The 21,895-nt window shown below is 57.5% G+C and carries 21 protein-coding genes and 1 pseudogene; 15 read left to right on the forward strand and 7 right to left on the reverse strand.

Annotation, left to right across the window (positions count from 1 at the left end; translation table 11 throughout):
• Positions 1–406: 406 nt before the first annotated feature.
• Complete coding sequence (locus H8F21_RS24900) at positions 407–1,012, forward strand: RNA polymerase sigma factor (RefSeq protein ID WP_203585539.1); 606 nt, start codon at positions 407–409, stop codon at positions 1,010–1,012.
• Positions 1,013–1,310: 298 nt separating this feature from the next.
• Here the strand turns inward: H8F21_RS24900 and H8F21_RS24905 are convergent, their stop codons facing one another.
• Positions 1,311–1,664: a hypothetical protein gene (locus H8F21_RS24905; RefSeq protein ID WP_203585540.1), complete on the reverse strand. Its 354-nt coding sequence runs from the start codon at positions 1,662–1,664 to the stop codon at positions 1,311–1,313.
• Between the two features lie 211 nt (positions 1,665–1,875).
• Here H8F21_RS24905 and H8F21_RS24910 point away from each other — a divergent pair, with 211 nt between their 5' ends.
• Positions 1,876–2,592, forward strand: coding sequence for a transglutaminase-like cysteine peptidase (locus H8F21_RS24910; protein ID WP_203585541.1), 717 nt, complete (start codon positions 1,876–1,878; stop codon positions 2,590–2,592).
• Between the two features lie 16 nt (positions 2,593–2,608).
• Here H8F21_RS24910 and H8F21_RS24915 read toward each other — a convergent pair whose 3' ends face one another.
• Entirely contained in the window at positions 2,609–3,514 is a 906-nt protein-coding gene (locus H8F21_RS24915; RefSeq protein ID WP_203585542.1) for a transporter, read from the reverse strand.
• A gap of 111 nt (positions 3,515–3,625) precedes the next feature.
• Positions 3,626–4,006, reverse strand: a pseudogene (locus tag H8F21_RS24920) (chromate transporter); the annotation flags it as partial.
• A 247-nt stretch (positions 4,007–4,253) separates the two neighbouring features.
• Between H8F21_RS24920 and H8F21_RS24925 the strand changes: the two are divergent.
• The gene (locus tag H8F21_RS24925; RefSeq protein ID WP_203482854.1) at positions 4,254–5,180 is read left to right on the forward strand and encodes a universal stress protein; all 927 of its coding nucleotides are present in this window, start codon (positions 4,254–4,256) and stop codon (positions 5,178–5,180) included.
• Between the two features lie 79 nt (positions 5,181–5,259).
• Here H8F21_RS24925 and H8F21_RS24930 read toward each other — a convergent pair whose 3' ends face one another.
• Together H8F21_RS24930 and H8F21_RS24935 are read right to left on the reverse strand one after the other, a co-directional pair.
• Positions 5,260–5,832: a GNAT family N-acetyltransferase gene (locus H8F21_RS24930; protein ID WP_203482851.1), complete on the reverse strand. Its 573-nt coding sequence runs from the start codon at positions 5,830–5,832 to the stop codon at positions 5,260–5,262.
• A gap of 137 nt (positions 5,833–5,969) precedes the next feature.
• Positions 5,970–6,878 carry an AraC family transcriptional regulator gene (locus tag H8F21_RS24935; RefSeq protein WP_203585544.1) on the reverse strand — a complete coding sequence of 303 codons (909 nt, stop codon included), beginning with the start codon at positions 6,876–6,878 and terminating at the stop codon, positions 5,970–5,972.
• 211 nt (positions 6,879–7,089) lie between these two features.
• On the opposite strand from H8F21_RS24935, the gene rclC reads away from it, so the two are divergent.
• The 12 genes from rclC to H8F21_RS24995 all read left to right on the forward strand — a co-directional run bounded on the left by rclC (position 7,090) and on the right by H8F21_RS24995 (position 19,639).
• Positions 7,090–7,659 (forward strand): reactive chlorine resistance membrane protein RclC, encoded by a 570-nt coding sequence (rclC, locus tag H8F21_RS24940; RefSeq protein WP_203541389.1) that lies wholly within the window; start codon positions 7,090–7,092, stop codon positions 7,657–7,659.
• A 23-nt stretch (positions 7,660–7,682) separates the two neighbouring features.
• Complete coding sequence (locus H8F21_RS24945; RefSeq protein WP_203482547.1) at positions 7,683–7,901, forward strand: DUF2790 domain-containing protein; 219 nt, start codon at positions 7,683–7,685, stop codon at positions 7,899–7,901.
• Between the two features lie 164 nt (positions 7,902–8,065).
• Positions 8,066–9,082: an SLAC1 anion channel family protein gene (locus H8F21_RS24950; RefSeq protein ID WP_203482546.1), complete on the forward strand. Its 1,017-nt coding sequence runs from the start codon at positions 8,066–8,068 to the stop codon at positions 9,080–9,082.
• Positions 9,083–9,312: 230 nt separating this feature from the next.
• The gene (locus tag H8F21_RS24955; RefSeq protein ID WP_203482545.1) at positions 9,313–9,873 is read left to right on the forward strand and encodes a winged helix-turn-helix domain-containing protein; all 561 of its coding nucleotides are present in this window, start codon (positions 9,313–9,315) and stop codon (positions 9,871–9,873) included.
• Positions 9,874–10,959: 1,086 nt separating this feature from the next.
• Positions 10,960–11,469 (forward strand): DUF302 domain-containing protein, encoded by a 510-nt coding sequence (locus H8F21_RS24960; RefSeq protein WP_203585545.1) that lies wholly within the window; start codon positions 10,960–10,962, stop codon positions 11,467–11,469.
• A gap of 20 nt (positions 11,470–11,489) precedes the next feature.
• On the forward strand, positions 11,490–12,764 hold the full coding sequence (gene soxC / locus H8F21_RS24965) for a sulfite dehydrogenase (protein ID WP_203585546.1): 1,275 nt from the start codon (positions 11,490–11,492) through the stop codon (positions 12,762–12,764).
• Complete coding sequence (locus tag H8F21_RS24970; RefSeq protein WP_413243018.1) at positions 12,751–13,290, forward strand: c-type cytochrome; 540 nt, start codon at positions 12,751–12,753, stop codon at positions 13,288–13,290. Before soxC ends, H8F21_RS24970 begins: the two co-directional genes overlap by 14 nt.
• Before the next feature lie 229 nt (positions 13,291–13,519).
• Positions 13,520–16,351 carry a xanthine dehydrogenase family protein molybdopterin-binding subunit gene (locus H8F21_RS24975; RefSeq protein ID WP_203541382.1) on the forward strand — a complete coding sequence of 944 codons (2,832 nt, stop codon included), beginning with the start codon at positions 13,520–13,522 and terminating at the stop codon, positions 16,349–16,351.
• Positions 16,344–16,883 (forward strand): (2Fe-2S)-binding protein, encoded by a 540-nt coding sequence (locus H8F21_RS24980; RefSeq protein WP_203585547.1) that lies wholly within the window; start codon positions 16,344–16,346, stop codon positions 16,881–16,883. Before H8F21_RS24975 ends, H8F21_RS24980 begins: the two co-directional genes overlap by 8 nt.
• Positions 16,884–16,885: 2 nt before the next feature.
• Positions 16,886–18,097, forward strand: a complete 1,212-nt coding sequence (locus tag H8F21_RS24985) for a cytochrome c (protein WP_203585548.1) — start codon at positions 16,886–16,888, stop codon at positions 18,095–18,097.
• Between the two features lie 4 nt (positions 18,098–18,101).
• Positions 18,102–19,073 (forward strand): XdhC family protein, encoded by a 972-nt coding sequence (locus H8F21_RS24990; RefSeq protein ID WP_203585549.1) that lies wholly within the window; start codon positions 18,102–18,104, stop codon positions 19,071–19,073.
• Positions 19,070–19,639, forward strand: a complete 570-nt coding sequence (locus tag H8F21_RS24995) for a nucleotidyltransferase family protein (protein ID WP_203585550.1) — start codon at positions 19,070–19,072, stop codon at positions 19,637–19,639. Before H8F21_RS24990 ends, H8F21_RS24995 begins: the two co-directional genes overlap by 4 nt.
• A 3-nt stretch (positions 19,640–19,642) precedes the next feature.
• Here H8F21_RS24995 and H8F21_RS25000 read toward each other — a convergent pair whose 3' ends face one another.
• Together H8F21_RS25000 and H8F21_RS25005 are read right to left on the reverse strand one after the other, a co-directional pair.
• A complete protein-coding gene (locus H8F21_RS25000; protein WP_203585551.1) occupies positions 19,643–19,975 on the reverse strand; it encodes a DUF2790 domain-containing protein in 333 nt (110 codons plus the stop codon).
• Between the two features lie 88 nt (positions 19,976–20,063).
• Entirely contained in the window at positions 20,064–21,854 is a 1,791-nt protein-coding gene (locus H8F21_RS25005; RefSeq protein WP_203585552.1) for a sigma-54-dependent Fis family transcriptional regulator, read from the reverse strand.
• Positions 21,855–21,895 lie beyond the last annotated feature (41 nt).

Raw genomic sequence — 21,895 nt, forward strand, 5'->3', positions numbered from 1 at the left:
TCGTAGCGTCTGCCGTTGAAATAGCATCACCATGATGGTGACGCGCTCCTCGGTACTCAGGTGACTGTATTGGGTAGACATGACAACACCTTACATCAGGTGTTGCACTTGCTCCTTGAGGCCGCCCTTCCTGTAAGATGCCGTACAACTGATGCGTGCGGCGCAAATCTCCACGGCTACGCAGTTCATCTGCGTAAGTATCTGTACGCTATCGTTGTGCTGTGTATCGATTGATTAGTTAATGGGTGGCATTGATTATATGAGTCGAGGTCAAGTTAGATATAGGTATCGCTGTATTGGACGTTCAAAGGCGCCCGCTTTATAGATGATGACTGGGTGGTGTTAGCCTTCAACTAGTATTCAGGCTTCCCTGGCTGGCTCGATCACGGCGCTCAGGAGGGCAGCCGTGGACGATGAAAAAGAACTGGTCAGTCGCCTGCGCGAGGGCAACCTCGAAGCGCTGGAGCACCTGATCAAAAGCCATCATGCTTTTCTTGTCGGTATTGTCATTCCCTTGGTCGGTCGCGAGTCAGCCAACGACGTAGCTCAGGAGACCTGGCTCAGAGCCGTTAACGCAGTCGGCTCGTTCGAGGGGCGCTCTAAATTCAGAACCTGGTTGGCAAGAATCGCCATCAACGAAGCCCATTCGATGCGGCGCAAACTAGGGCGGGAAATATCCCTGGAGTGGTGGGAGTCCGAGCATAACTCGCCTATCTCGTCGCAGTTTGACGAACACGGGGCGTGGGCCACCCCCCCTGATGCGCGTGTTCAACACAGTCCGGAAGAGCTACTGACCGAGATTGAGTTGTACGAATGTATCTGGAAATACATTCAGGAACTGCCCAGCGCACAAAGAAGCGTTGTCATAATGCGTGATATCGCCGGGCTGGAGTATAAGGAAATTGCACACGCCCTGGCGTTGAGCGAAGGTAATGTGCGGTTGCTCCTTCATCGAGGTCGTCAACGTATACAGGTGATGCTGAGTAATTTTCAGGAGAAAGGGAAATGCTGAGTTGTTACGAAATATCCGAGCGAGGGTCAGATATTATTGATGGCAACTTGCGGTTGAGCCTGCGCTGCCGGGTATCTATTCATTTATACGGTTGTCCTCAGTGCAAGGTATATATAAGTAGGCTTAGACAAGCGACGCGTATCGTTCAGGCGCTGCCTGTATCAAAGACGGCAGTGAACAGCCAGTCGACAAACAATAAAGTCGAAGATTTGCAGGGCGATAGTATCTAACGCCCTGATAGACCTCAGTGCACGTACCGCGTGCACTGAGCCCTTAAGGGTGCAAGACGTTCGTTTATTCAATGGGCGCTGCGGTATTCGTCTCGATCTCTGGTAATAGGATCGGTTAGTCTAGGGTTTGTCGTGTTCATTTCATCGAGCGGATCAGCCACTGTATTTCCTGACGCAGTAGGGTTTTCCTTGATCAACTGTACATAGGTTGCGCCACTGTCCTGCTTGGGTTGGCTTTTTGCCAAAGCTTGTCGTTGTAGATAGTTTTCAGTAAGACGATCACTACCTCCTTCGGCAAGCATTAATTGAGCAGGTTCACTGGAGACACTGGAAACTGGGTATTCAACTTGCGTTGCAGCTGTAACACTCCCACTCAAATACGCAGCTGCAGCTAATGCTGTCATCTGTACGAAGAGTTTCATGATGTTCTTCCTCAAGAAGAGTCGTGCTTGCTTGAGTGACGCATTTACATGGATGCATGAGCCTGCACTTTGTTACAGTTCATCGGACTGACGGTAGCCTGCGTAACTCTCCGACGGACGCACCTTGCCGAGCCGCAGGCGTTACCTTAATGTGCGGGTCGCTTGGCCCAGTAAGCTTTTAGAAATCGATTGTTATTAAGCGAGGTACTGCTTGGTAAATTTTAATTTCAAAGCCTTTACCAAAATTATTCGACAATTGAATATCTTAGCGGCAGTTCTGCTGGGTCTGGGCGTCCTTTCGGGCAGCGCGATCGCCGTGCCTCTTCCTCAAAGCCTGCACCTGACTCAGCAGGCCACCCAGCGTCTAGACGACTGGCGGGCCCTGGTGGCCGATTCCGGCACGCTGAGCGAACAGCAAAAGCTGCTGCGTGTGAATGAATTCTTCAACAAGAACATTCGTTTCGGTGAAGATAGTGATGTGTGGAAAAAAGCAGACTACTGGGCCTCGCCACTGGAGACCCTGGAGAAGGGCGCGGGCGATTGCGAAGACTTTGCATTGGCAAAATATTATACGTTGCGGTTGTTAGGCGTTCCCGAAAGCAACGTTCGTCTTTTGTACACTACCGTCAACGCCAGCGGGCAAGCACATATGGTGCTTTCTTATTGGCAAACATCACAATCGGATCCACTGTTGTTGGATAATCTCACCAATAACATTACCTCGGCAATCCAACGCAATGATTTGAAAGTTGAATTCGCTTTCAATAATGTTGGTTTGTATCAAGTTGATCAGGCCGGGGTGAAGCGCGTCGGTAATATCGAGCAACTGCCCAACTGGTCCTCATTTGTGAGTAAGACCCAGGGCCAGGCGTCGTTGTTGATGGCCGGTACGCAAAACACGGATTTTCAAACGCCGCGGGTTTTCTAGGCCCGCGCCAGTGTTGCTACCAGACGTATTGCAAACGCAGGGTCCAGGTATTCACATCTGGCGACCCTGTGCGTTCTGAAACGGTATCGCTGTAGGCAACCAAGCCGCCGAACTGGCGTGACAGCATGAAACCCAGGCTGGCGCCAAGCAGGGCATTTTCCTGCTTGTTGTCCTGGTCGACACCGTCGACCTTGGTTTCGCCCCCCACACTGTAGGTTGCGTCCAGAGAAACCCAGAGCGCCGGGTTCAAGGTGTAGCTGTAATGTCCTTCGACGGCGTAAAGCGGCCGTTGTTCTAGCTTGCTGTCGCCTTGATACTCATCGTTGTCGCCGTAAAGCGAAACATAGGTGTTGAGTTCCAGCCATGTCGGGCCCAACGGGGTACCGAAGGCTACTTCGGGTTTTACTACCCATCGGTTGGCGCCAATGTTGATGATTCGGTTCTTGTCGTAGTCGCCGGTCGGCGTGGTCAGCCACAGGGCTCCGCTCAGGAAGGTCTTGGGTTGCCAGGTGGCAAACTCCTCCGCAGTCAATGCCGGACCACCAAAGAAGTTGTGGGCGAAAACAATTTGCGTGTCACCCATGCCGCCGTTGCGTTTGGTGCCGGAAAAAAACCGCGCGTCATCGAACGACGCTTTTACATCAGCGTAAGGCTGCAGCAACTGTATCGCAGAGTTGCGTCCATCAATACCAAACGAGCGGGCGTAACGCACGATGTAAACGTCGGCGTTGAGCGACAGGCCATCGAGCGCCAGCGAGGTATCAATAGGTGTGTTGGTGTCGATCAGGTTGTAGTAGCCAAACACCATGTTCAAGCCGATCGGGGTATTCTGCCAGTCTCTGGCGTTGTCAGCCTGGGCAGAAACCGCGAACAAACCCAGCGAAATTGAAACCAGGGATCCCGATACGTAGGGGTATTTCATGGCGACTCCTTGCGCTTACCGTCTAACAGTCATAGCTCAGGATTCGTTGAAGCTGTAGATTTTTGTCGGTGTTGAGTCATTTGACGCACAGGGTGAGGCGGCGTTGCCAGTTTATGCGAGTGCGTGCATGCACCATCCCAGCAGACTCCCACCGATGACCACCAGCCATGGCGGCAGTCTCCAATACATCAACGCGATCAACGCCAGTAATGCCAGGCCGACGTCTTGCGGCGAGTGAATCGAGCTTGTCCAGACAGGCTGATAGAGCGCGGCCAGGAGCAGGCCAACCACTGCGGCGTTGACTGCCGAAAGCGCCGCCTGCGCCTGGTTGTTGCGTCGCACGTCCTGCCAGAACGGCAGGGCACCCAGCACCAACAGAAAGGACGGTACAAAGATCGCCAGCAGGCAGATAAAACCACCCAGCCAGCCTGCCGGGGCTGTGTTCATGGATGCACCCAGGAACCCCGCGAAGGTGAACAATGGGCCCGGAACCCCAGGTGAGCGACAGGGCCGCCGAAGGATGTCAGGCCCAGGCGCAGGAAGATCAAGAACACGGGCCAAGGACTACGGTCAGTTCCAGCGGTGTCGGTCATGCGTACCTAGCTTTCTTGGGTATTGAAAAGACATTACGTCACTTGCGATGTCGGCACGCGAAGTGTTGTTGATTCAAGTCAAACGCATCTGGCCAGACAAATGCAGGATAGGACAATCCTACTCATCACTTAGTGTGAGGTGTGTTATGTCCGACTATCAACGTTTACTGCTTGTAGTCCCCCCGCTTATGCGCCGAAGTGATGCCTTTGACCGCGCCGCAGCCCTGGCCAAGGCCAAGGGCATGCCGCTGCATATTGTGGCGTTCGATTATCTCGAGGGGCTGGCTACAGCTGGAATGATGAACGAAGAAGCGCTGGCCCTGGTGCGCCAGGCCTACGTTGAAAAACACCGTGACTGGCTGGAAACCCAGGCTGCGCCCATGCGTAAGAATGGGCTGACGGTCACCACCGAAGTTGTCTGGGTGGACAATGTGCTAGATGAGATCCTGATCCACTTGAAAGAACAGCCATTTGCAATGGTGATCAAGGATATCGAGCACGAATCGCGGTTGATGCGAGCCTTATTCTCGACGCTGGATATTCGCTTGTTGCGCGAATGCCGGGTGCCCTTGCACTTTGTCGACAAGACCGAGCACGCGCTGCCCCGCAAGGTGGTCGCCGCCGTTGACCTGTCACGCCCTGATGATCAGTACCAGGGTTTCAATGATCGTATTGTTCAGGAAGCGCTGAAGTTGGCGATGCAGTGTCAGGCCCAGGTTGAACTGCTTTACGCCTACGATCTGACCTCTATGCAGACCGAAGCAGAACACCTCGGTCGGATATCGTTCATGTTCGACTCAAACGTGGCCCGCACCCTGCAAGAAGCTCAGAGCGAAGCTTTCCGGGCATTGGCCGAGCGCAACGGCATCGATCCGCAGGCCTGCCACATGATCATGGGCGACCCATCGAAAGTGCTGACGACGTTCTGCCAAACCCATGGCAGCGACATTGTGGTCATGGGCCGGGTTCATCATCGCGGGTTAGCAAAGTATATCGGCAGCACTGTTGAGCGGGTGCTGTACAAAATGCCAAGCAGTGTATTGGTCATAACCCCAGAACCTACCGTCGACTGATACACCAGCGCTGCCGGCCTGTTGGATGCATCGGTAAAAGATGTTTCGAACAGGCCAGCAGCGCTGCAGCTCAAGGCGTTCAGGCCAATGTCAGGGTATGAATGACCTGGCAGGAATCGTTTGGGTCGCGGGAAGTGGAAAAACCAAACTCACGGGCCAACTCGTGCATCGCGGTATTGGCCGCGGAGTCGATGGAAAACATGTGCTTGAAGCCGTTGGCGCGTGCCTTGTCAATCAAGTGCCCAAGCAATTTTGCGCCCAGGCCACGACCTTTCCACTGATCATCCACGGTGACCGCACATTCACACTCATCAGGTTGTGCGCACGCTGAGTAACGGCTAATACCGACTTCACGAAGCTCACCATCGACATGCGCAAGGGCCACATAAGCGGCGTTCTCAAGCTGGTTGACGCTCATCAGCTTGTCGAGCATCGCTTCGCCCGGCTCACTGACCTGGCACAAGAAGCGAAAGTGCCGTGACTCAGGTGAAAGACGCATGATGAAGGCTTTCTCACGCTCGCGGTCTTCAGCCCGCAGCGGCCGGATAAGCACGTGCCCGCCATCGTTCAGCGGCTCGATCCAGTGCTCACCGGTTTCAGAGGGAAAGGCAGGGGTAGAAGATGATTGCGTGTTGGATTGAACAGGTGCCATGAGGATTTGCTCCGCAGAGGTAAAGAGGCATGACGCATAACTCCTATCTACTCCTGTTGTAGCCAACGCCTTTGATGCATGTCAACGATCCAGCGGCAACGGCTAGCGCTACGCCGAATGGGCTGTGGCCGTCGGTTCTAGCTGCCCGCCCTGCGAATGCGCCCGGGCGCCGTGCCGTAAAAGTCCTTGAACTTCTTGCCGAATGCCGCCTGCGATTGATAACCGACCTGGCAGGCTATATCGGTCAGCCCAAGTTGAGTTTCGCTCAGAAGGCGAAAGGCCAGTTCCATTCTCACCCGCGTCAGCAATACCCAGGGGGACTCCCCAGCGACTTTCACAAAGCTGCGCATAAAAGTTGCCCGCGACATGCTGGCGTGCTCGGCCAGGCTCTCGATAGTCCATTCGAATGCCGGATCGTCGAGCATGGCTTGCCAGGCTCGGCTCAGGCGTTTGTCGCTCAACAACGCCAATGCGCCGGTGGCTGGGGGTTGATGTTGCAGGTAGCTGCGCACCACCATCGCAAACAGCGCAGATGACAGGGTGTCGACCAGAAACCTGGCGCCGATCTGGTTGCCATCGGCTTCGGCGCGCAACAGCCCCACCAGCGCGGACAATTGATCGGTTGTCTGAGGATAGTCGCTGGAAACTTTCAGGCACTTGGGAAGGGCGCCCAGCAGCAGCGATTCGCGCTGGTAGAGAAAGCGGCCACAGAGGATATCCAGCTCGCCAGCCTCACTGCCGATTCGATGCAGTGGTATCAGCCCACCATGACTGACCTGGGGCTTCACCGCGACGCCCTGATGGCCTTGGCTGTGCAACCGGTGAGCCTCTCCATCGACAAACACCAGAATGTCGCCAGTACGAAGGGTTATGGCCGTGCCATCGGGGCGTACAGCCTGGCATACGCCTGCCAGGACGATGTGGTAGCGAGCGACACCCGCGGGTTCCTGATCGTGCTCCAGGGCCCAATTACCCTGGAAGCTGCAGCGCAGATCCAGGTTGCCCCTGACGGCGGCAAGCTGGATGAGTTTATCAATCGAGTTCATGTGAGCACTTCGGAAAGTCTATTGAGCGGGTTTGATAATTCAAGCGGATTCTACCTCCTGGCTGCCCTGCAAGCCGTGGCCCACCTGGGACAAGCTGTCGCAGGCGGCTGAGACTTATCGACAAAAACTTGAGTGCAACGGGCAAGAGCGGCGGTCCGTCGAGCGGCATCATGAATCCAGTTTTTCATAGATGACGATTCGAGAGGTTCCCATGTCTAGCTTCACACGTTCGCTGCAACTACTCAGTCAACTCGACAAGTTTGGCCCGATGCTTATCCGTTTTGGTATCGCTGTTGTGTTTCTGTGGATCGGTGCACTCAAGTTTATCCCTTATGAGGCTGACAGCATCACGCCTTTCGTGGCTAACAGCCCGGTCATGTCGTTCTTCTATGAGCACCCCGAACAATACAAAGCTCACCTCACGCATGAGGGCGAACTGGTTGCCGAGAAGCGCGAATGGCAGACCGCCAACAACACCTACGGCTTCTCTTTCGGCCTGGGGGTGGTGGAAATAGCCATCGCATTGCTGGTGTTGGCCAATCCGTTTTCCCATCGTCTGGGTTTGCTGGGTGGTCTGCTTTCTTTTGCCACACCGCTGGTGACCTTCTCGTTCCTGGTCACCACCCCTGAGGCCTGGGTGCCCGCACTCGGCGATGCCCACCACGGCTTCCCCTATCTATCCGGTGCCGGTCGACTGGTGCTCAAAGACATCCTGATGTTCGCCGGGGCCGTGGTGATTATCGCCGACTCCGCACGCAGCCTCTTGCTCAAAAAAGCCTGATTCTCCCCTTTTGGAGACACACCATGAAAGCTCAAATTGCACTTCTACTCAGCGCCGTTGCACTCGCAGCTTGCACCAGCACCCCGGCATTCAGTAAGCCGGATATCGCCAGGGTCATTTCCGTTACAGACACCCAGGCAGCCTGCGGTGTAGTGCCGGTCACGATGGTCTATGACGACTCCCTGGGGGTTCGGCATACCCTGGACTACCGGGTGTTGGGCAGTGGCTGTCATGACAATTAACTCTCATCGATGCCCGGGTATTGGCGGCACGTGCTCAGAGAGCTTCCAGTTCAGGGCTGCACTATTCTGACTTGCAACGTTACCAGGGCGATGCCTGTTGAGGCCGCAGGTGCGGCCTCAGCTCGAAAAAACACACATTTTGCGCACCGTTAGAGGCGTTAACAATGACTCAGAACATTGAAACAGCAGCGGCCTTTGGTACTCCGCAACAAGCCGCGCATGAGGGGAGGTTGGCCTATCTGCCGGTAGCACTGTTCGGCTCAGTGATGGGGCTCACCGGGCTTTCCTCAGCCTGGCACCTGGCGAGCCAGATGTACGGGCTGGCGCTGTGGGTCTCTCAGTTGATCGGTTTGCTTGCGTTACTGGCGTTCGTACTGGTGTCTGTTGGCTATGCTGTCAAAGCGATTACCGCGCCGCACGCGGTGAAAGCCGAATACCTGCATCCCATTGCAGGCAACTTGTTCGGTACGGTGTTTATCAGCCTCTTGCTCCTGCCAATTTCCCTGGCAGCATACAGTCCGTTGCTTGCGCGGGCGCTTTGGGTAATCGGGGCCACGGGCATGATTATTTTCGCCTGGGTGATCGTCTCGCGTTGGCTCAGCCAGCGTCAGCAGGCGGCACATGCTACGCCTGCGTGGATCGTTCCGGTGGTGGGTTTGCTCGATATCCCGTTGGCGATGCCAACATTGCAGTGGGACGGTATTGCAGATGTGGGCATGTTTGCCCTGGCGGTGGGGTTGTTCTTCGCCATACCCCTGTTTACCTTGATTTTCTCGCGCCTGCTGTTTGAAGAGCCTATCGGTGCGGGTTTGCGGCCATCGTTGTTGATTCTGCTGGCGCCGTTTGCCGTCGGCTTTTCGGCCTATGTGAGTCTGACCGGTGAAGTGGACCGTTTCGCCAGTGCGCTGTACATGCTGACCCTGTTTTTCCTCGCCATTCTGCTCGGACGTTTGCGCTACCTGGCGAAGAGTTGTCCGTTTCGCTTGTCCTGGTGGTCGGTGGGCTTCCCGTTGGCGGCTGCCACCAGTTGCGCCTTGCGTTACGCCGGCCACGCGCCGGGCGTATTCACCAACGGTGTGGCGATCCTGTTGTTGGCGGGCACAACGCTGGTGATTTTCGGGATGGCTGTGCGTACGTTGCTGGGTATTGCGCAGGGTAAGTTGCGGGCGCTGGCAGGCTGAAATATCCACGACCAGAGGCAGGGCTCAATTGCCCCTGACGCTGCATGAGCGCTGATGGGAACATATTCTTGTCAGCCGCCTTCGCTTAATCACTGTATTGCGCTTGCGAGTCGCTGCACGCCTACCTGAAACCACTCGTCGATAATGATCATTAATGATGTGGGCACGGCGCGCATTTGTAAGTGGCGAGCAACAAATTTCTGGAGGCTAACGAAATGGAGGGGCTCTCTGTGCGTTATGAGATTTATTTAAAGCGCGAGCAACTTCGCAACGTCGTTCTGGTTGTCGATCAGGAGATGTGGACGCTGCAGGTGTTTGATGAGAAGAATATAAGAATTCCCTGCGCGCTGGGCCCCGCTGAAGTAAGGGTATTGCAGCAATTGTTGTCCAGCCCTGGGGAAGTATTCTCCAAAGAAGAACTTATTACTGCGGGGTGGGTAGGGCGGATCGTGGCTGCCGGAAGCCTGACTCAGGCAATATTCAATATCAGAACATTTTTGGGTGTCGACGGCCATTGCATCATCGTTACAAGTCCCAAGACGGGTTACTTGTTCAGTCATGAGTTTGTTGTAGGCCAGGCGGCGACTGAGGGTGCTCTTATCAATAATGAGGTGGCAGTACCGGCCGCGCCTCAAGTGGCGTCGACCCTGGAAGCAAATATTGACAAGCGTGCGAAAAGTACACGGAAAACAAATTATTTATCTCCCCTCGGCTGGACAGTGGCTGCCTTGCTAGTGGTTTCAACCACCTTGGCAATAGCCCTGATGAAACCGGAAATAGATCTTGTCTGAAACGACCCAGTCAACATTGAAAGCCGTGAACTTGGCCAGCTTGACCTGAAATTCATCAGCGCCGGCGCGCAGGTTGATACCCGGCGCATCGACAGTCAGATGGTCGGGCTGTCACCCGGTCTGGTTGGGGAGGTGTGGGTGCGTGCCTATGAGCGTCGATACCGTGTCGTGTGCTTTTCAGATGAGGGTGCGAGTTCCTACACAGCCTCCCGGCAAATGCCTTTGAAGGAGGTAATAGCACAGTGCGTCAAGAGGGAGGTCCCATGAAGAGCAAAGCTGTGTTGGTGGCGAGCGTTGTTGTGATCCTTTGTTTGTTACTGGTTGCCAGTGTATTTTTGCGCGAGTGGCCAGTATCGAAAAACCTTCAATACCGAATGTTCACCGACGTCCAGCCAGTGCAAACATATCAGGGGAGCTAGGCGGTAGAAAACCTGGAAACAATGGTGTTTGCGCATGGAGCGTTTAAATACACATCGACCTGGGCAGTCGACGGCAGGATGGAGTACTTGCACATCTCCGGGAAGGTCTATCCACTGTGGGGCGACTATGGGTACATGAAAGTTTCTGCGCGCATGGCAACGGAGGGGCTTGTCGAGCTTCTCAGTCACCTTAACATTCCGCTGGCGCTCAACCGGCAACTCGAGTTCTCCGAGGGAAGTTACTCTTACGTACGGCTGCTGAAAAATTCGTCTTCAGGTATGTGTTTTTATCATTATGACAGTAATAACGTGTTTTGCTTCGGTGAGAAGTAGTAGCATTTTTCTCGTTTGAACGCGACGCGTGAGGCAAATGCGTTACCCCTCCACATGCGCTTCACGCAGTGTTCAAACACTTTGCATGTTTATGTTCGTCTCTCCACTTGGTCGGACACGTTTGCTCCGGTCGTGCAGGTGCTGAATATATTGGCTCCTCCTTTAGGCTCGTCCATTGAGTGATGGCGAGCCTTTTTTTATTGTTATTTGTTTGAGACTTTCTGACTAAACGATGAGACGAACGCGATAGAAAGCGGGTATCCCGTCCGGCAGGCTTGCAAAGGCGTAATCACCTTGAAAAGCCAATCATTGGAAGATGCCGAGGAACCTGGATATGAGCCGTTCACCCTCTTTTTACCAGCGCTTTACAATGATGCCCGCCACCACGCTGCTGGGTTTGTTGTTGCTATTTGCATTCGCCGGTGCCGCCACCGCTACCGCCACTCAGGAGAGCCATACCGTGAATTTGTCCAGCCCTTATTCTTTCGATGAAACCTTGAATCGCGTGCGCTCGATGCTCACCGACAACGGCTTGACCATTTTTGCGCAGATCGATCACCAGGGTGCAGCGCGCAAGGTGGACCTGCAGATGCCCCCGACAACGGTGCTGATCTACGGCAACCCCAAGGCCGGGACGCCATTCATGTTGGCCGCACCCAATTTCGCCTTGGAACTGCCGTTGCGCGTGTTGATTCGCGCGGATGAAAACGGACGTACCTGGGTGGTCTATGAGCCCGCTGCGTCGCTGGACGGTCGTCATGGCCTGCCCGAGGGGATGGCCGAGCGCCTTGGCGCCGCGGAGAAACTTCTGGCAGCAGCAATCCAGGCACCGACGCAACCTTGACCCATGCTGAGGAACCCATAATGACAATAGATGAAAAGGAAAAGCAGGCATTGCTCGCAGCCAGCGCAACGTTGGCCCGGCGCAAGTTCCTGGGTGTTGCCGGAACGGTAATGGCCGCCGCCGTTGTCGCACCTGCACGTGCGGGGTCGTTGGCCGATGTACCTGCACGGCAGCTCGGACCTTCGATCAGTGTTGCCAGTGATCGCTCGAAGTACGTTCACCTCAAGCGCGTTACCGAGGCCAGCCCCGGAAAATTGAACGTCGACTCTGGCCTGGCTATCAACTCGAAAACGCCGCTCGACAAGCTGGTGGGCTCCATCACACCTTCCGACATGCACTATGAGCGCAGTCATTCGGGCTCGCCCGACCTTGATCCGGACAAACACCAGTTGCTGATCCATGGCATGGCCAGAAAAGAGCTGGTGTTTTCCATGGATGAGCTACGTGCCATGCCCTGCGTTTCGCGCCTGTACTTCATGGAGTGTTCAGGCAATGGCTGGGAAAACTGGAAGAACGCCGACCCGGAACTGACGGTGCAAGACACCCACGGCCTGGTCAGCATGCATGAATGGACGGGCGTTCGCCTGGCATATCTGATGGAGCTGGTGGGCGCCGAGCGCAATTCGACCTGGATGCTGGCCGAAGGTGGCGACGCAGCTGGCGTGGCGCGTAGCATCCCGTTGACCGCCGAAATTCTCGATGAAACGTTGGTCGCCTATGCGCAGAACGGCGAGCCCTTGCGACCGGCTCACGGCTTTCCGATACGCCTGCTGGTGCCGGGCATGGAGGGCAACCTGAGCATCAAATGGCTGCGCCGCCTGAAATTCGGTAATGAGCCGTTCATGACCCGCTGGGAAACCGCCCGCTACACGCAGCTACTGCCAAATGGCAAAGCGCGCCAGTTTCAGCTGTACCAGGAAGTCAATTCAGTCATTACCTCACCCTCGGGCACAATGCGTATTCGCCCAGGCTATAACCGCATCAGTGGACTGGCCTGGAGTGGTCGCGGAAAAATTGTCAACGTCGAGATCAGCACCGATGGCGGCGTGAACTGGCGCCAGGCCCAGATCAATGCGCCTGTACTGCACAAAGCCCAGGTTCGTTTTCATCAGGACTGGAACTGGGACGGCCGGCCCACGCGAATTGTCAGTCGCTCGACCGACGATAAAGGCCATGTTCAGCCCGACCGGGAAAGCCTGATCGCCACGATGGGCGAGAATGCACTTTTTCACTACAACGGTCAGCAGACCTGGGCTATCGACGCCGACGGGAGGGTCACCAATGTGCTCAGTTAAAACGCTGGTTGCGCTCGGCGCAGTGGTCTTGAGTCTATCGGCGCACGCAGACACCGGCAGTTTCGGGCGCGCAGCAACCAAAGCAGAAATCGCCCTGTGGAACATTGATGTGCTTCCCGACGGCAGAGGTTTACCTGAAGGTAGCGGGACAGTGGCCGAAGGTGAAAAGCTCTTTGCCACGCATTGCATGGCGTGCCACGGTCCAGGCGGCGAAGGTGGGTTCAAGGACCGGCTGGTCGGTGGCGTGGGTAGCTTGAACAGCGATCACCCGATCAAGACCGTCGGCAGCTATTGGCCCTACGCTACGACCGTGTATGACTACATTCACCGCGCGATGCCTTATCAGGCGCCTGGATCGTTGAGCGACAGTGACTACTATGCGCTGGTGGCCTACTTGCTCAATCGCAACGCAATTGTTCCCGACAATGCAAGGTTGGACAAGCACAGCCTGCCCGCGGTCAAGATGCCAAACCGAGACGGCTTCGTGCCCGAAGCGGAATTTCGCACCATTCCTGTCCGGCGCTAGCGTCCAACGAATTGCACTCCCTGTCTGAATTGAAAGCGCTGCGGCAAGTTGTCTGCTTGACTTTGCCAAGAGGGGTCCTATTGCTGTAAAGTTGACGCCGCGGTCAGTTTTCCACGGTTTTTATCACACCGAATTTGCTCACTGAGCGTCACAGATTTCATCCCCTCCAAGTTTCTCCAGCACCAGAAAAAAACATGGGCGGACACTTTTACTGCCCAGAGGATCAACCATGTCCAATCGTGATGTTTCCCGGCGTGCCTTTTTGCAAGGCGGGCTAATTGCCGGTGTCGGTGTGACCCTGGCGCCGCTAGGCAGCCAGGCGTTCGCCGCCCTGATGGAAGATGCAGTTACCACTTCACCTCAGAAATGGATGAGCCACGACGGCAAGGCGCGTTTTCGCAATGATGCGTTGTCCAAAGTCTGCGGCAACAAAGTTTTTGCCCGTGATATTCGAGCCAAGGACATGCCCGGCTGGCCTCAGCAACAGGGCCACGCCTTGCTGCTCAAGACCATCAAGGCCGATCGTATCTACGCCGGGCACGACCTTTCATGGTTGGGTGCAGACCTGCAGCCGGATCGAATCGTTACCGCCGCAGACCTTGAAAAAGACGGCATCGCATTTCCCGAGGCGCACTCGCCAGACCCCTTGCTACCTCCTGGCAAGGTGCCGATGTTCATCGGCCATCCAGTGGCGATTCTGATCTGGAACGATTTCGAGCGTTATCGCCAGGCCAAGCGCAAGTTGCAGTTCAATGACAAGGCGATTCGCTACGGGGCCCAGGCGCCGCTGTACCAGACCGATCCCTACGGCAGCTTTCGCTTCGTACGCGTGGGTGGCAATACCCCCTTTGATGACGATGAGTTCTCTAGCCTGAAGAATTCGATGCTGTTTCCGACCATCCTCAACCGTAAACCGGTGTGGTCCAAGGAACCCAAGCAGCACGGCGACCTCACCGAGCAGGGCCTGTTCTATGCCAAGCGCATGGACGAGCAGTTGAAGAACCCCGCGCAGGACTGGCTGGTGTTCGATGAGCGCTACAAGACGCCATCGATCGAACCGGCGGCCCTGGAACCCGACAATGGCAACGGCTGGTACGACCCTCAAAGCGGCACCCTGCATTTCGTGGTTGCCACTCAATGCCCCTTCGAAGTGGCCCTCGAATGTGTGCACATGATCAAGCCCTCGCGCTTTGCGCTGAATACGCTGAACATGCACCCGGGCTATACCGTTGGCTATGGCTCCAAGGACAACAACATTTTTGTCTTCTACGCAGCGCTGGCGGCCTTGTACGGTGCCGGCGTTCCGGTGCGCCTGGCCAACGACCGCTACGAGCAGTTCCAGAGCGGCATCAAGCGTCATGCCTTCGACATTCATTACCAACTGGCAGTCAACAAGCAGGACAACACGTTCAAGATTTTCCGCGCCGACATGAGTGTCGACGGCGGTGGACGTGCCAACTACAGTTCTTCGGTGGCAGCAGTAGGGGCCACCGCTGCACAGTCGATCTACTACATGCCACAGAACGACCTGGCCGTTACCGCCTATCACTCGCGGGGTGTCGAGGCCGGCTCGATGCGCGGCTACGGTACCCTGCAGACCATGGCGGCAACCGAGATGATGGTCGATGAGGTTGCCGACCGTCTGGGGGTGGACGCCATTGAGTTGCGCCGCGTCAACGCGCTGAAGTCGGGGATGAAAAACACCCAGGGCGCAGTACCCGCAGGAGCCTTGCGCCTGCACGAGATTCTCGACAAGGCCGCTGCCCACGAGTGGTGGAAGAACCGCGCCAGCCGCAAGCAGGCTATGGACGCCAAGGACCCGGACAACTGGTATGGCGTTGGCTTTGCCATCTGCCAGAAGGACTTCGGCACCGGCTCCGAAGCACCGATGGCGAGTATCGAGTTCAGCGCTGATGGGCATATCCGCATGCGTCACATCGGTACCGAGTTGGGTACCGGCATGTCGACTTCGCAGGCACTGGTGGTCAGCGACTTTCTGGGCCGCTCGGCCGATGAGGTCAGGACCGCTGAAACCCAATGGCCGGAGCTGCAGTTGGCTACCAGCGGCAACCCTTATTTGATCAGCCAGGCCGAGCAGGACGCGGCGTTGCGTAATCCACGCTGGGTCGGCAGGCTGGCCTCGCCGTCCTCGGCAACCAACTCGGCGTTCTATTTCAGTCATGCCACCCGTGAAGCAGCACGCGTGCTGTTCAATCACGGCCTCTGGCCGGCGGCGTTGGCGCTGTGGAGCAGGGGCCCGTTCGGTGGCCAGGCCAACCCCTTGGTGGTACGCCGGGAAAACGCGGTGTGGGTCAACGGTGAGTTGACCGGCAATGGCCTGGCACCGATCCCCTTTGCCGAGCTTGCCAGAAAAGCCCATGAGATGGGCCTGGTCACCGGTGCCAGCGTGCACGGGTTCAACCGCTGGAGCTGGGCAGAGGCGGACTTTGTCATCAACGGCGTGCGCGAGCGCCTGCCGCTCGATGCCCTGGCAGTGAAGTACGGCGATGGTGCGCCGAGTGCGATCAAGGCGCAGATGAACAGTGCCAGCTTTCATCTGCTGAACCGCGAAAAAGCGGTCTATCCAGCCACGCAATTGAATAATGCCATGGTCACCTACTACAGCCCGGTGGCGACCATCGTCGAAGTCAAGGTGAACAAGGGCAGCGGCGAAGTGCAGGTGCTCAACCACCACAGTTGGGTGGAGTGTGGCCGGGTGCTGGTGCCGGAGTTGGTCAAGGGACAGCTCGAAGGCGGTATCGCCATGGGTATCGGCCATGCGCTGATGGAAGAAATGCCGCTGTATGAGGGCGGTCCGGGCGAAGGTGATTGGAACTTCAACCGCTATCGCTTGCCGCATGCCAAGGACGTTGCAGTGTGGGCGCAGACATCCGAGATTCTGCCGCCGTTGTCACCCACCGATCCCTCCAAGGGCATCGCCGAAGTGGTGATGATCCCGGTGGTTGGCGCCATCAGCAACGCCGTCGCCCATGCCATCGGCAAGCGTGTGCGCGATTTGCCTATCACTCCAGCACGTATCAAGGAGGCCCTCAATGGCTAACCGTCCGCTACAACTGACCTTGAATGGTCAAACTGTCGGTCCAGTCGAGGTCCCCAACGACCTGGCGATGATCGACTACCTGCATGAATACCAGAACCTTACCGGTTCGCGCCTGGGCTGCGGCCAGGGTATCTGTCACGCGTGCGTGGTGATCGTCGACAACCCCGACGGCACCAGCGAAGAGGTACGTACCTGCATCACCGGTGTGCACTTCTTCGATGGCAAGAAAGTACGCACCATCGAAAGCCACGCCAAGTACGACGACGCTGGCAACCTCAGCGAGCTCAACCCGATCCAGCAGAAGTTTGTCGACCTGTTTGCCTTTCAGTGCAGCTATTGCGCGCCAGGCTTCGTCAATGCCGCCACGGTACTGGTGGAGAACGCCCAACGTAAGCCGCTGAAAAAGAGCGAACTGCAAGACACCATCGAAGCCAGCCTCGGTCATCACATCTGCCGTTGTACCGGGTACGTGCGTTACTACAACGCCACCCGCGAGGTGCTCGACGACCTCGGCCTGGTCAAGGAGGGTTGAGCATGCAGCGTATTCGTTCCGGCTTCGCCCTGGCGCTTGGCATGGCACTCTCGGTGGGCGTGCAAGCGGCAGATCAAGCACAGATCAAACGCGGGGAATACCTGTCGCGTGCCGCCGACTGCATGGCCTGTCATACCGCCGAGGGCGGTGCACCGTTCGCCGGTGGCCTGCCGATCCATTCGCCATTTGGCACTATCTATGGCAGTAACATCACCCCGGATAAAGCGTTCGGCATTGGCAACTACAGCGCCGACGAGTTCTTCGCCGCGCTGGCCAAGGGCAAACGCAATGATGGCGCCAATCTGTACCCGGCGATGCCTTATACCTCCTACCACTTGATCAAACGTGAGGATGCCGATGACATCCAGGCGTACCTGATGACCGTAGCGCCGGTCCATCGTCCCGCACCAGAGACCAAGTTGAGCTTCCCGTTCAACGTGCGCCTGGGGCTGACGGGCTGGAACATGCTCTATGGCAAAAGCGTCGAGCTGCAAAGTACCGAAGGCAAGAGTGCGGCCTGGCAGCGCGGGCAGTACATGGTCGAGGTGCTGGGTCATTGCGGCGAGTGCCATACGCCGCGCAACAGCATTGGCGCCCTGCAGCAGGACCAGCGTCTGACCGGTGGCCTGCTCAACGGCTACCTGGCGCCGAGCTTGCTGGCCAAGGACCTGGCTGAGCGCGGCTGGACCCAACCCGACCTCACCACCTTCCTCAAGCACGGCATGAGCGCCCAGGGCACCATGTTCAACGAGATGTTCCCGGTCGTTCACCACAGCACCCAGCATCTTCAAGACAGTGACTTGGCGGCGATGGCAACCTTCCTGCTGGGTGATCAACCGCCGCCGGCCAAAGTCGTCCAGGCCGCAAGCTTCGATCAGCTCAACGACAGCGCCAAACGCGGTCACCAGCAGTACCTCAACGTCTGCGCCGGCTGCCATGGTGTCGAGGGCGAGGGCAAGCCACACATCGCTGTTGCCATGCAGGGCAATACCGTCCTGCGTCAGGCCGACTCACGCAACCTGGCCAAGGTGATTTACGAGGGTATCGGCGAGCAGCAGTTTACCGGCTTCGAGCGCATGCAACCGATGCCGGGCTTTGCCGGCAAGCTCTCGGACGAACAAGTCGCTGACCTGATCAACTACCTGCGCCAGGCGTGGGGTGGGCTGCCTGCCGATCTCAGCGTGCAGCAGCTTGCGCAATTGAAGTCGGAGTGACGCCGTGCAGCATCTTGATCTGCAGGTAATTCGCCAGGCGTTGCAGTGGTCTTGCAAAGGCAGGCGGATATGGCTGTGCAGCGTGCTCTGTACCTATGGTTCGGCGCCACGTGCGCCGGGCTCACTGCTGGCAGTCAACGACAGCGGACAGTGGGTGGGGTCGTTGTCCGGAGGCTGTGTCGAGGATGATTTTCTCGAACGGGTCGCGCACGGGGACTTTGCCGAGCCGGTAACGGTGGTGCGTTACGGCGACGGCAGCGATACGCGTTCAAGCATTCGTCTTCCCTGTGGCGGCATACTCGATGTGCTGGTAGAGAACCTGCCGGCACATTGCGAGGTGCAGGCGCATTTGCGTGAACTGGAGTCGGCGCTTCTGGGGCAGCGGCGGCTGCTGCGAGAAGTCAGCCTGCGCGATGGCGAGCGCCGGCTCAGTGACGATCATCTGCAAGGGCCAAAGGTAGAGCGTGAGCACACCTGCGTGCGCTTGCGCGTGGGGGCTGCCCAGCGCCTGCTGCTGGCGGGTTACTCCAGCGTTGCGCATTTTTGCGCACAGTTCGCCAAAGGCATGGGTTTGGATGTGATCCTATGCGAACCGCGTGAAGAAGTGTTGGCTGGCGTGGTACTGGAAGGCATCGAGATTCGTCGAGAGTTGCCCTCGGTGTTTATCGCCAACGGTGGGTGTCACGCGGACACCGCCGTGGTGGCACTGACCCATGATCCGAAAATCGATGATCTGGCGATGCTCGAAGCGGTGCGTACCGAGGCTTTCTATATCGGGGTCATGGGCTCGCAGGTCACCTCGAACAAACGCCGTGAGCGCCTGCAGCGCATTGGTGGCCTGGGCGAGTGTGAACTGGCGCGCATTCACGCACCCATCGGTCTCAACCTGGGCAGCAAGACACCGGCGGAAATTGCCCTGGCGGTGCTCGCCGATATCTTGCGCGTACGTAACGGTATTGAGCGAGGGGCGCTGTGACGGTTGTCGCATTGGTACTTGCCGCCGGGCGCAGTGCGCGCTTTGGTTCGGACAAGCGCTGTGCGACCCTGGCGGATGGGCGCAGCCTGTTGCTGCACAGTGTCGAGCGTGCTCGCCAGGCGTTCGACGAGGTGCGCGTGGTGCTGCGCGAGGGCGAGTGTGGGCAAATGCTTGGCCTGCCAGATGAGTGCCTGATCGTGCACAGTCCGGATGCGGCCCTTGGTATGGGCCACAGCCTGGCAGCCGGCGTCGCCTCGCTCGCAGGCAGCGGCGCGCAGGCGGTTGCGATCGTGCTGGGGGATATGCCCTGGATCGCGCCGACGACCCTGCGTTTACTGGTCGAGGTTGCCACCGCCTCGACCATCCTCTTGCCCCGCCATGACGGCAAGCAAGGGCATCCGGTGGTGTTTGGCCGCGACTTCTGGCCGCACTTGATGGCGTTGCGCGGTGACGAAGGAGCCCGCTCCGTAGTGCGGGCTCATCCGGACTGCTGCGTCATGTTGGAGGTGGCTGACGCCGGCGTGCTCGATGACGTGGATACGCCGAGCAGCCTGCTTGAGCGCTGATCACTACTTCTGATTGCGGCATCCCGTGCCCGGTGAGCGGTATTCGAGAATGTTCAGTTTGCCGTTGGAATCCTCGTAGGTCATTTGTGCCGGCATTACATCGCAACTTGAATCGGTAGGGGTCGAGCCCACGACCTTGGCGATGTCGAGCTTCATGCCATAGCGGTAATGAACGATCTCGGGCGGATTCTTGCCATTGGCGACAGCGTAAGCTTGCATGGCTTTTTCATTGGCCTGGATCATTTGACCATACACACGATCCGCACCACCTTCTGCCATGGCGACAGAAGAAATAGCCATGATGGAAAGTACGCTGAAAAGTCTCAGGCTGTTCATATTGATCACTCCTTTTCGGTGGTGATCCAGATATAACCTTTGCGACCTGACACAAGCATGAGCGCCACATTACATTGTCGCAATGTGCTTAGCGGCCGCTGAGCCGCTTGTATAACGTGGTGCGCGAGATGCCCAGTTCCTTGGCCGCGGCGGTCACATTGCCGGCGTGGGCGAGGAGGGTGCGTTCAATCACATCACGCGTCGCCGCTGAAAGGCTCCGAGGCGCTACTGCCGCAGTACCGCGAACCTCTTCCGGCAGATGGTTTACGGTGATGGCGCAGGCGCCGACGGCAAGAATGGCAACAACAGCGGCGACGTTTTCCAGTTGGCGTAGATTCCCAGGCCAGTCGTACGCATGAACAATCGCCCGCGCCTCAGCGTCCAGCATTGGCATGCCTGGGCGCTGGAAAAACGCGTCAACAAGCTGCTCTTTATCCAACCGCTGGTTGAGTGAGGGCAAGGCGATCCGCATGCCGTCGAGACGGTAGAACAGGTCTTCGCGAAAACCACCCGAGGCGACCAGCGCTGGCAGTGACTTATGGGTGGCGGCAATGATGTGGGCCTTCAACGGCACCGTAACAGTGCTGCCAACACGAGTAATCTGTCGCTCCTGCAATACACGCAGCAAGCGGCTTTGAAGCGCAAACGGCATATCGCCGATTTCATCGAGCAGTAGAATTCCGTTGCCGGCCGACTCAAGTAGGCCCATCGATCCGCCTTTGCGCGCGCCGGTAAAACTGCCTTCGGCATAGCCGAACAGCTCGGATTCGATAAGGCTCTCGGGCAAGGATGCACAGTTGATGGCGACGAAAGGCGCGTTGGGGGTGCACTGCCTGTGCAGTTCCCTGGCGAAGACTTCCTTGCCGCAACCTGTCGGGCCGGTGATCAATACCGCAAGGTTGGCAACCACTGCTTTTTTGGCATCCTCGAATCGTGCATTGACCCTGCGGTCGCTACCCAGGGCGCAACGCGCTGCACGAATCGGCAGGCTTTTGCTCAGCGGCTGGTCGAGCAGCCTTGCATACAACCGCGAGCCATCGGTAAGTGTCAGCAGTTTGCTTGCTGCATTGAGCTGGCCGTGACTGCCACGATCGAACAGATGCTCCAGGTTCAGGCCGTGTGGTCGGTAGCTGGCAATACCCAGCAATTGCTGGGCGGCGCGGTTGGCGCCGCACACTGTGCCGTCTTCACGCACCGCGAGCAGCGCTTGCAGTGGCGAACCCATGAGCCTTGGATCATGCTGTAACTCCAGGATCCGGCAGTCCGCCAGGGCCAGGAAAAAGTTGTTTTCGGTGGCCAGTGCCGCATGCTTCAAACGCTCGAGCATGGTGCCGGCATTGCGTGTGCCGATACCGGTCAGGTCCAGCGCACCGAGCAGTTCTCCGCCCACGCCGCGTAGCGGAACGCTGACACAGAAAAACTGTGAAAACTCCTGCAAGTAGTGTTGGTTGCCAGCAACGATCGCCGGCAAGCCATCGACCAATGTGCAGGCAGGCGCGGTGGTGCCGACGTCGACTTCGCCCACGCGGCGGCCGGCGTGCAGCGCCGACAACGGACCGTCGATACCCGCAGGCTTGCGGGTCTGCACAATACGATTCTCGGGGTTGACGCAAAACAACATCCAGTGCGAGTCGCCGATCAACTCCCATAACCGTTCAAGCTCTGGCTGCACACATTCAGCCAGGTGGGTGTCGGCGTCGGTCAGGGGCAGGATATCGAGGCGCCCGCGGGCCAGGCGAGGCTGCCAGGGACTGAGACCTGCCGCTCGGGAGCGCTCCCAGGAACGCGCGATGGGGTCAGGGAGCAAGCCGATGGGCAGTGGCACGCCATCGGCAAAGTTCTGGCGGGCGGTTTGCAACTCGATCTGGAGGCGATCCATAGGTACACCTGGTCATTTGCGCTGCGCAGTAATGCCTGCCT

The sequence above is a fragment of the Pseudomonas arcuscaelestis genome, from assembly GCF_016881005.1.
Lineage (GTDB): Bacteria > Pseudomonadota > Gammaproteobacteria > Pseudomonadales > Pseudomonadaceae > Aquipseudomonas > Aquipseudomonas arcuscaelestis.

What these genes read in the sequence shown, in the direction of transcription:
- H8F21_RS24905 (WP_203585540.1), bottom strand. Translation starts at nt 1,664, where the DNA reads ATGAAACTCTTCGTACAGATGACAGCATTAGCTGCAGCTGCGTATTTG.
- H8F21_RS24915 (WP_203585542.1), bottom strand. Translation starts at nt 3,514, where the DNA reads ATGAAATACCCCTACGTATCGGGATCCCTGGTTTCAATTTCGCTGGGT.
- H8F21_RS24925 (WP_203482854.1), top strand. Translation starts at nt 4,254, where the DNA reads ATGTCCGACTATCAACGTTTACTGCTTGTAGTCCCCCCGCTTATGCGC.
- H8F21_RS24930 (WP_203482851.1), bottom strand. Translation starts at nt 5,832, where the DNA reads ATGGCACCTGTTCAATCCAACACGCAATCATCTTCTACCCCTGCCTTT.
- H8F21_RS24935 (WP_203585544.1), bottom strand. Translation starts at nt 6,878, where the DNA reads ATGAACTCGATTGATAAACTCATCCAGCTTGCCGCCGTCAGGGGCAAC.
- rclC (WP_203541389.1), top strand. Translation starts at nt 7,090, where the DNA reads ATGTCTAGCTTCACACGTTCGCTGCAACTACTCAGTCAACTCGACAAG.
- H8F21_RS24945 (WP_203482547.1), top strand. Translation starts at nt 7,683, where the DNA reads ATGAAAGCTCAAATTGCACTTCTACTCAGCGCCGTTGCACTCGCAGCT.
- H8F21_RS24950 (WP_203482546.1), top strand. Translation starts at nt 8,066, where the DNA reads ATGACTCAGAACATTGAAACAGCAGCGGCCTTTGGTACTCCGCAACAA.
- H8F21_RS24960 (WP_203585545.1), top strand. Translation starts at nt 10,960, where the DNA reads ATGAGCCGTTCACCCTCTTTTTACCAGCGCTTTACAATGATGCCCGCC.
- soxC (WP_203585546.1), top strand. Translation starts at nt 11,490, where the DNA reads ATGACAATAGATGAAAAGGAAAAGCAGGCATTGCTCGCAGCCAGCGCA.
- H8F21_RS24970 (WP_413243018.1), top strand. Translation starts at nt 12,751, where the DNA reads ATGTGCTCAGTTAAAACGCTGGTTGCGCTCGGCGCAGTGGTCTTGAGT.
- H8F21_RS24975 (WP_203541382.1), top strand. Translation starts at nt 13,520, where the DNA reads ATGTCCAATCGTGATGTTTCCCGGCGTGCCTTTTTGCAAGGCGGGCTA.
- H8F21_RS24980 (WP_203585547.1), top strand. Translation starts at nt 16,344, where the DNA reads ATGGCTAACCGTCCGCTACAACTGACCTTGAATGGTCAAACTGTCGGT.
- H8F21_RS24985 (WP_203585548.1), top strand. Translation starts at nt 16,886, where the DNA reads ATGCAGCGTATTCGTTCCGGCTTCGCCCTGGCGCTTGGCATGGCACTC.
- H8F21_RS25000 (WP_203585551.1), bottom strand. Translation starts at nt 19,975, where the DNA reads ATGAACAGCCTGAGACTTTTCAGCGTACTTTCCATCATGGCTATTTCT.
- H8F21_RS25005 (WP_203585552.1), bottom strand. Translation starts at nt 21,854, where the DNA reads ATGGATCGCCTCCAGATCGAGTTGCAAACCGCCCGCCAGAACTTTGCC.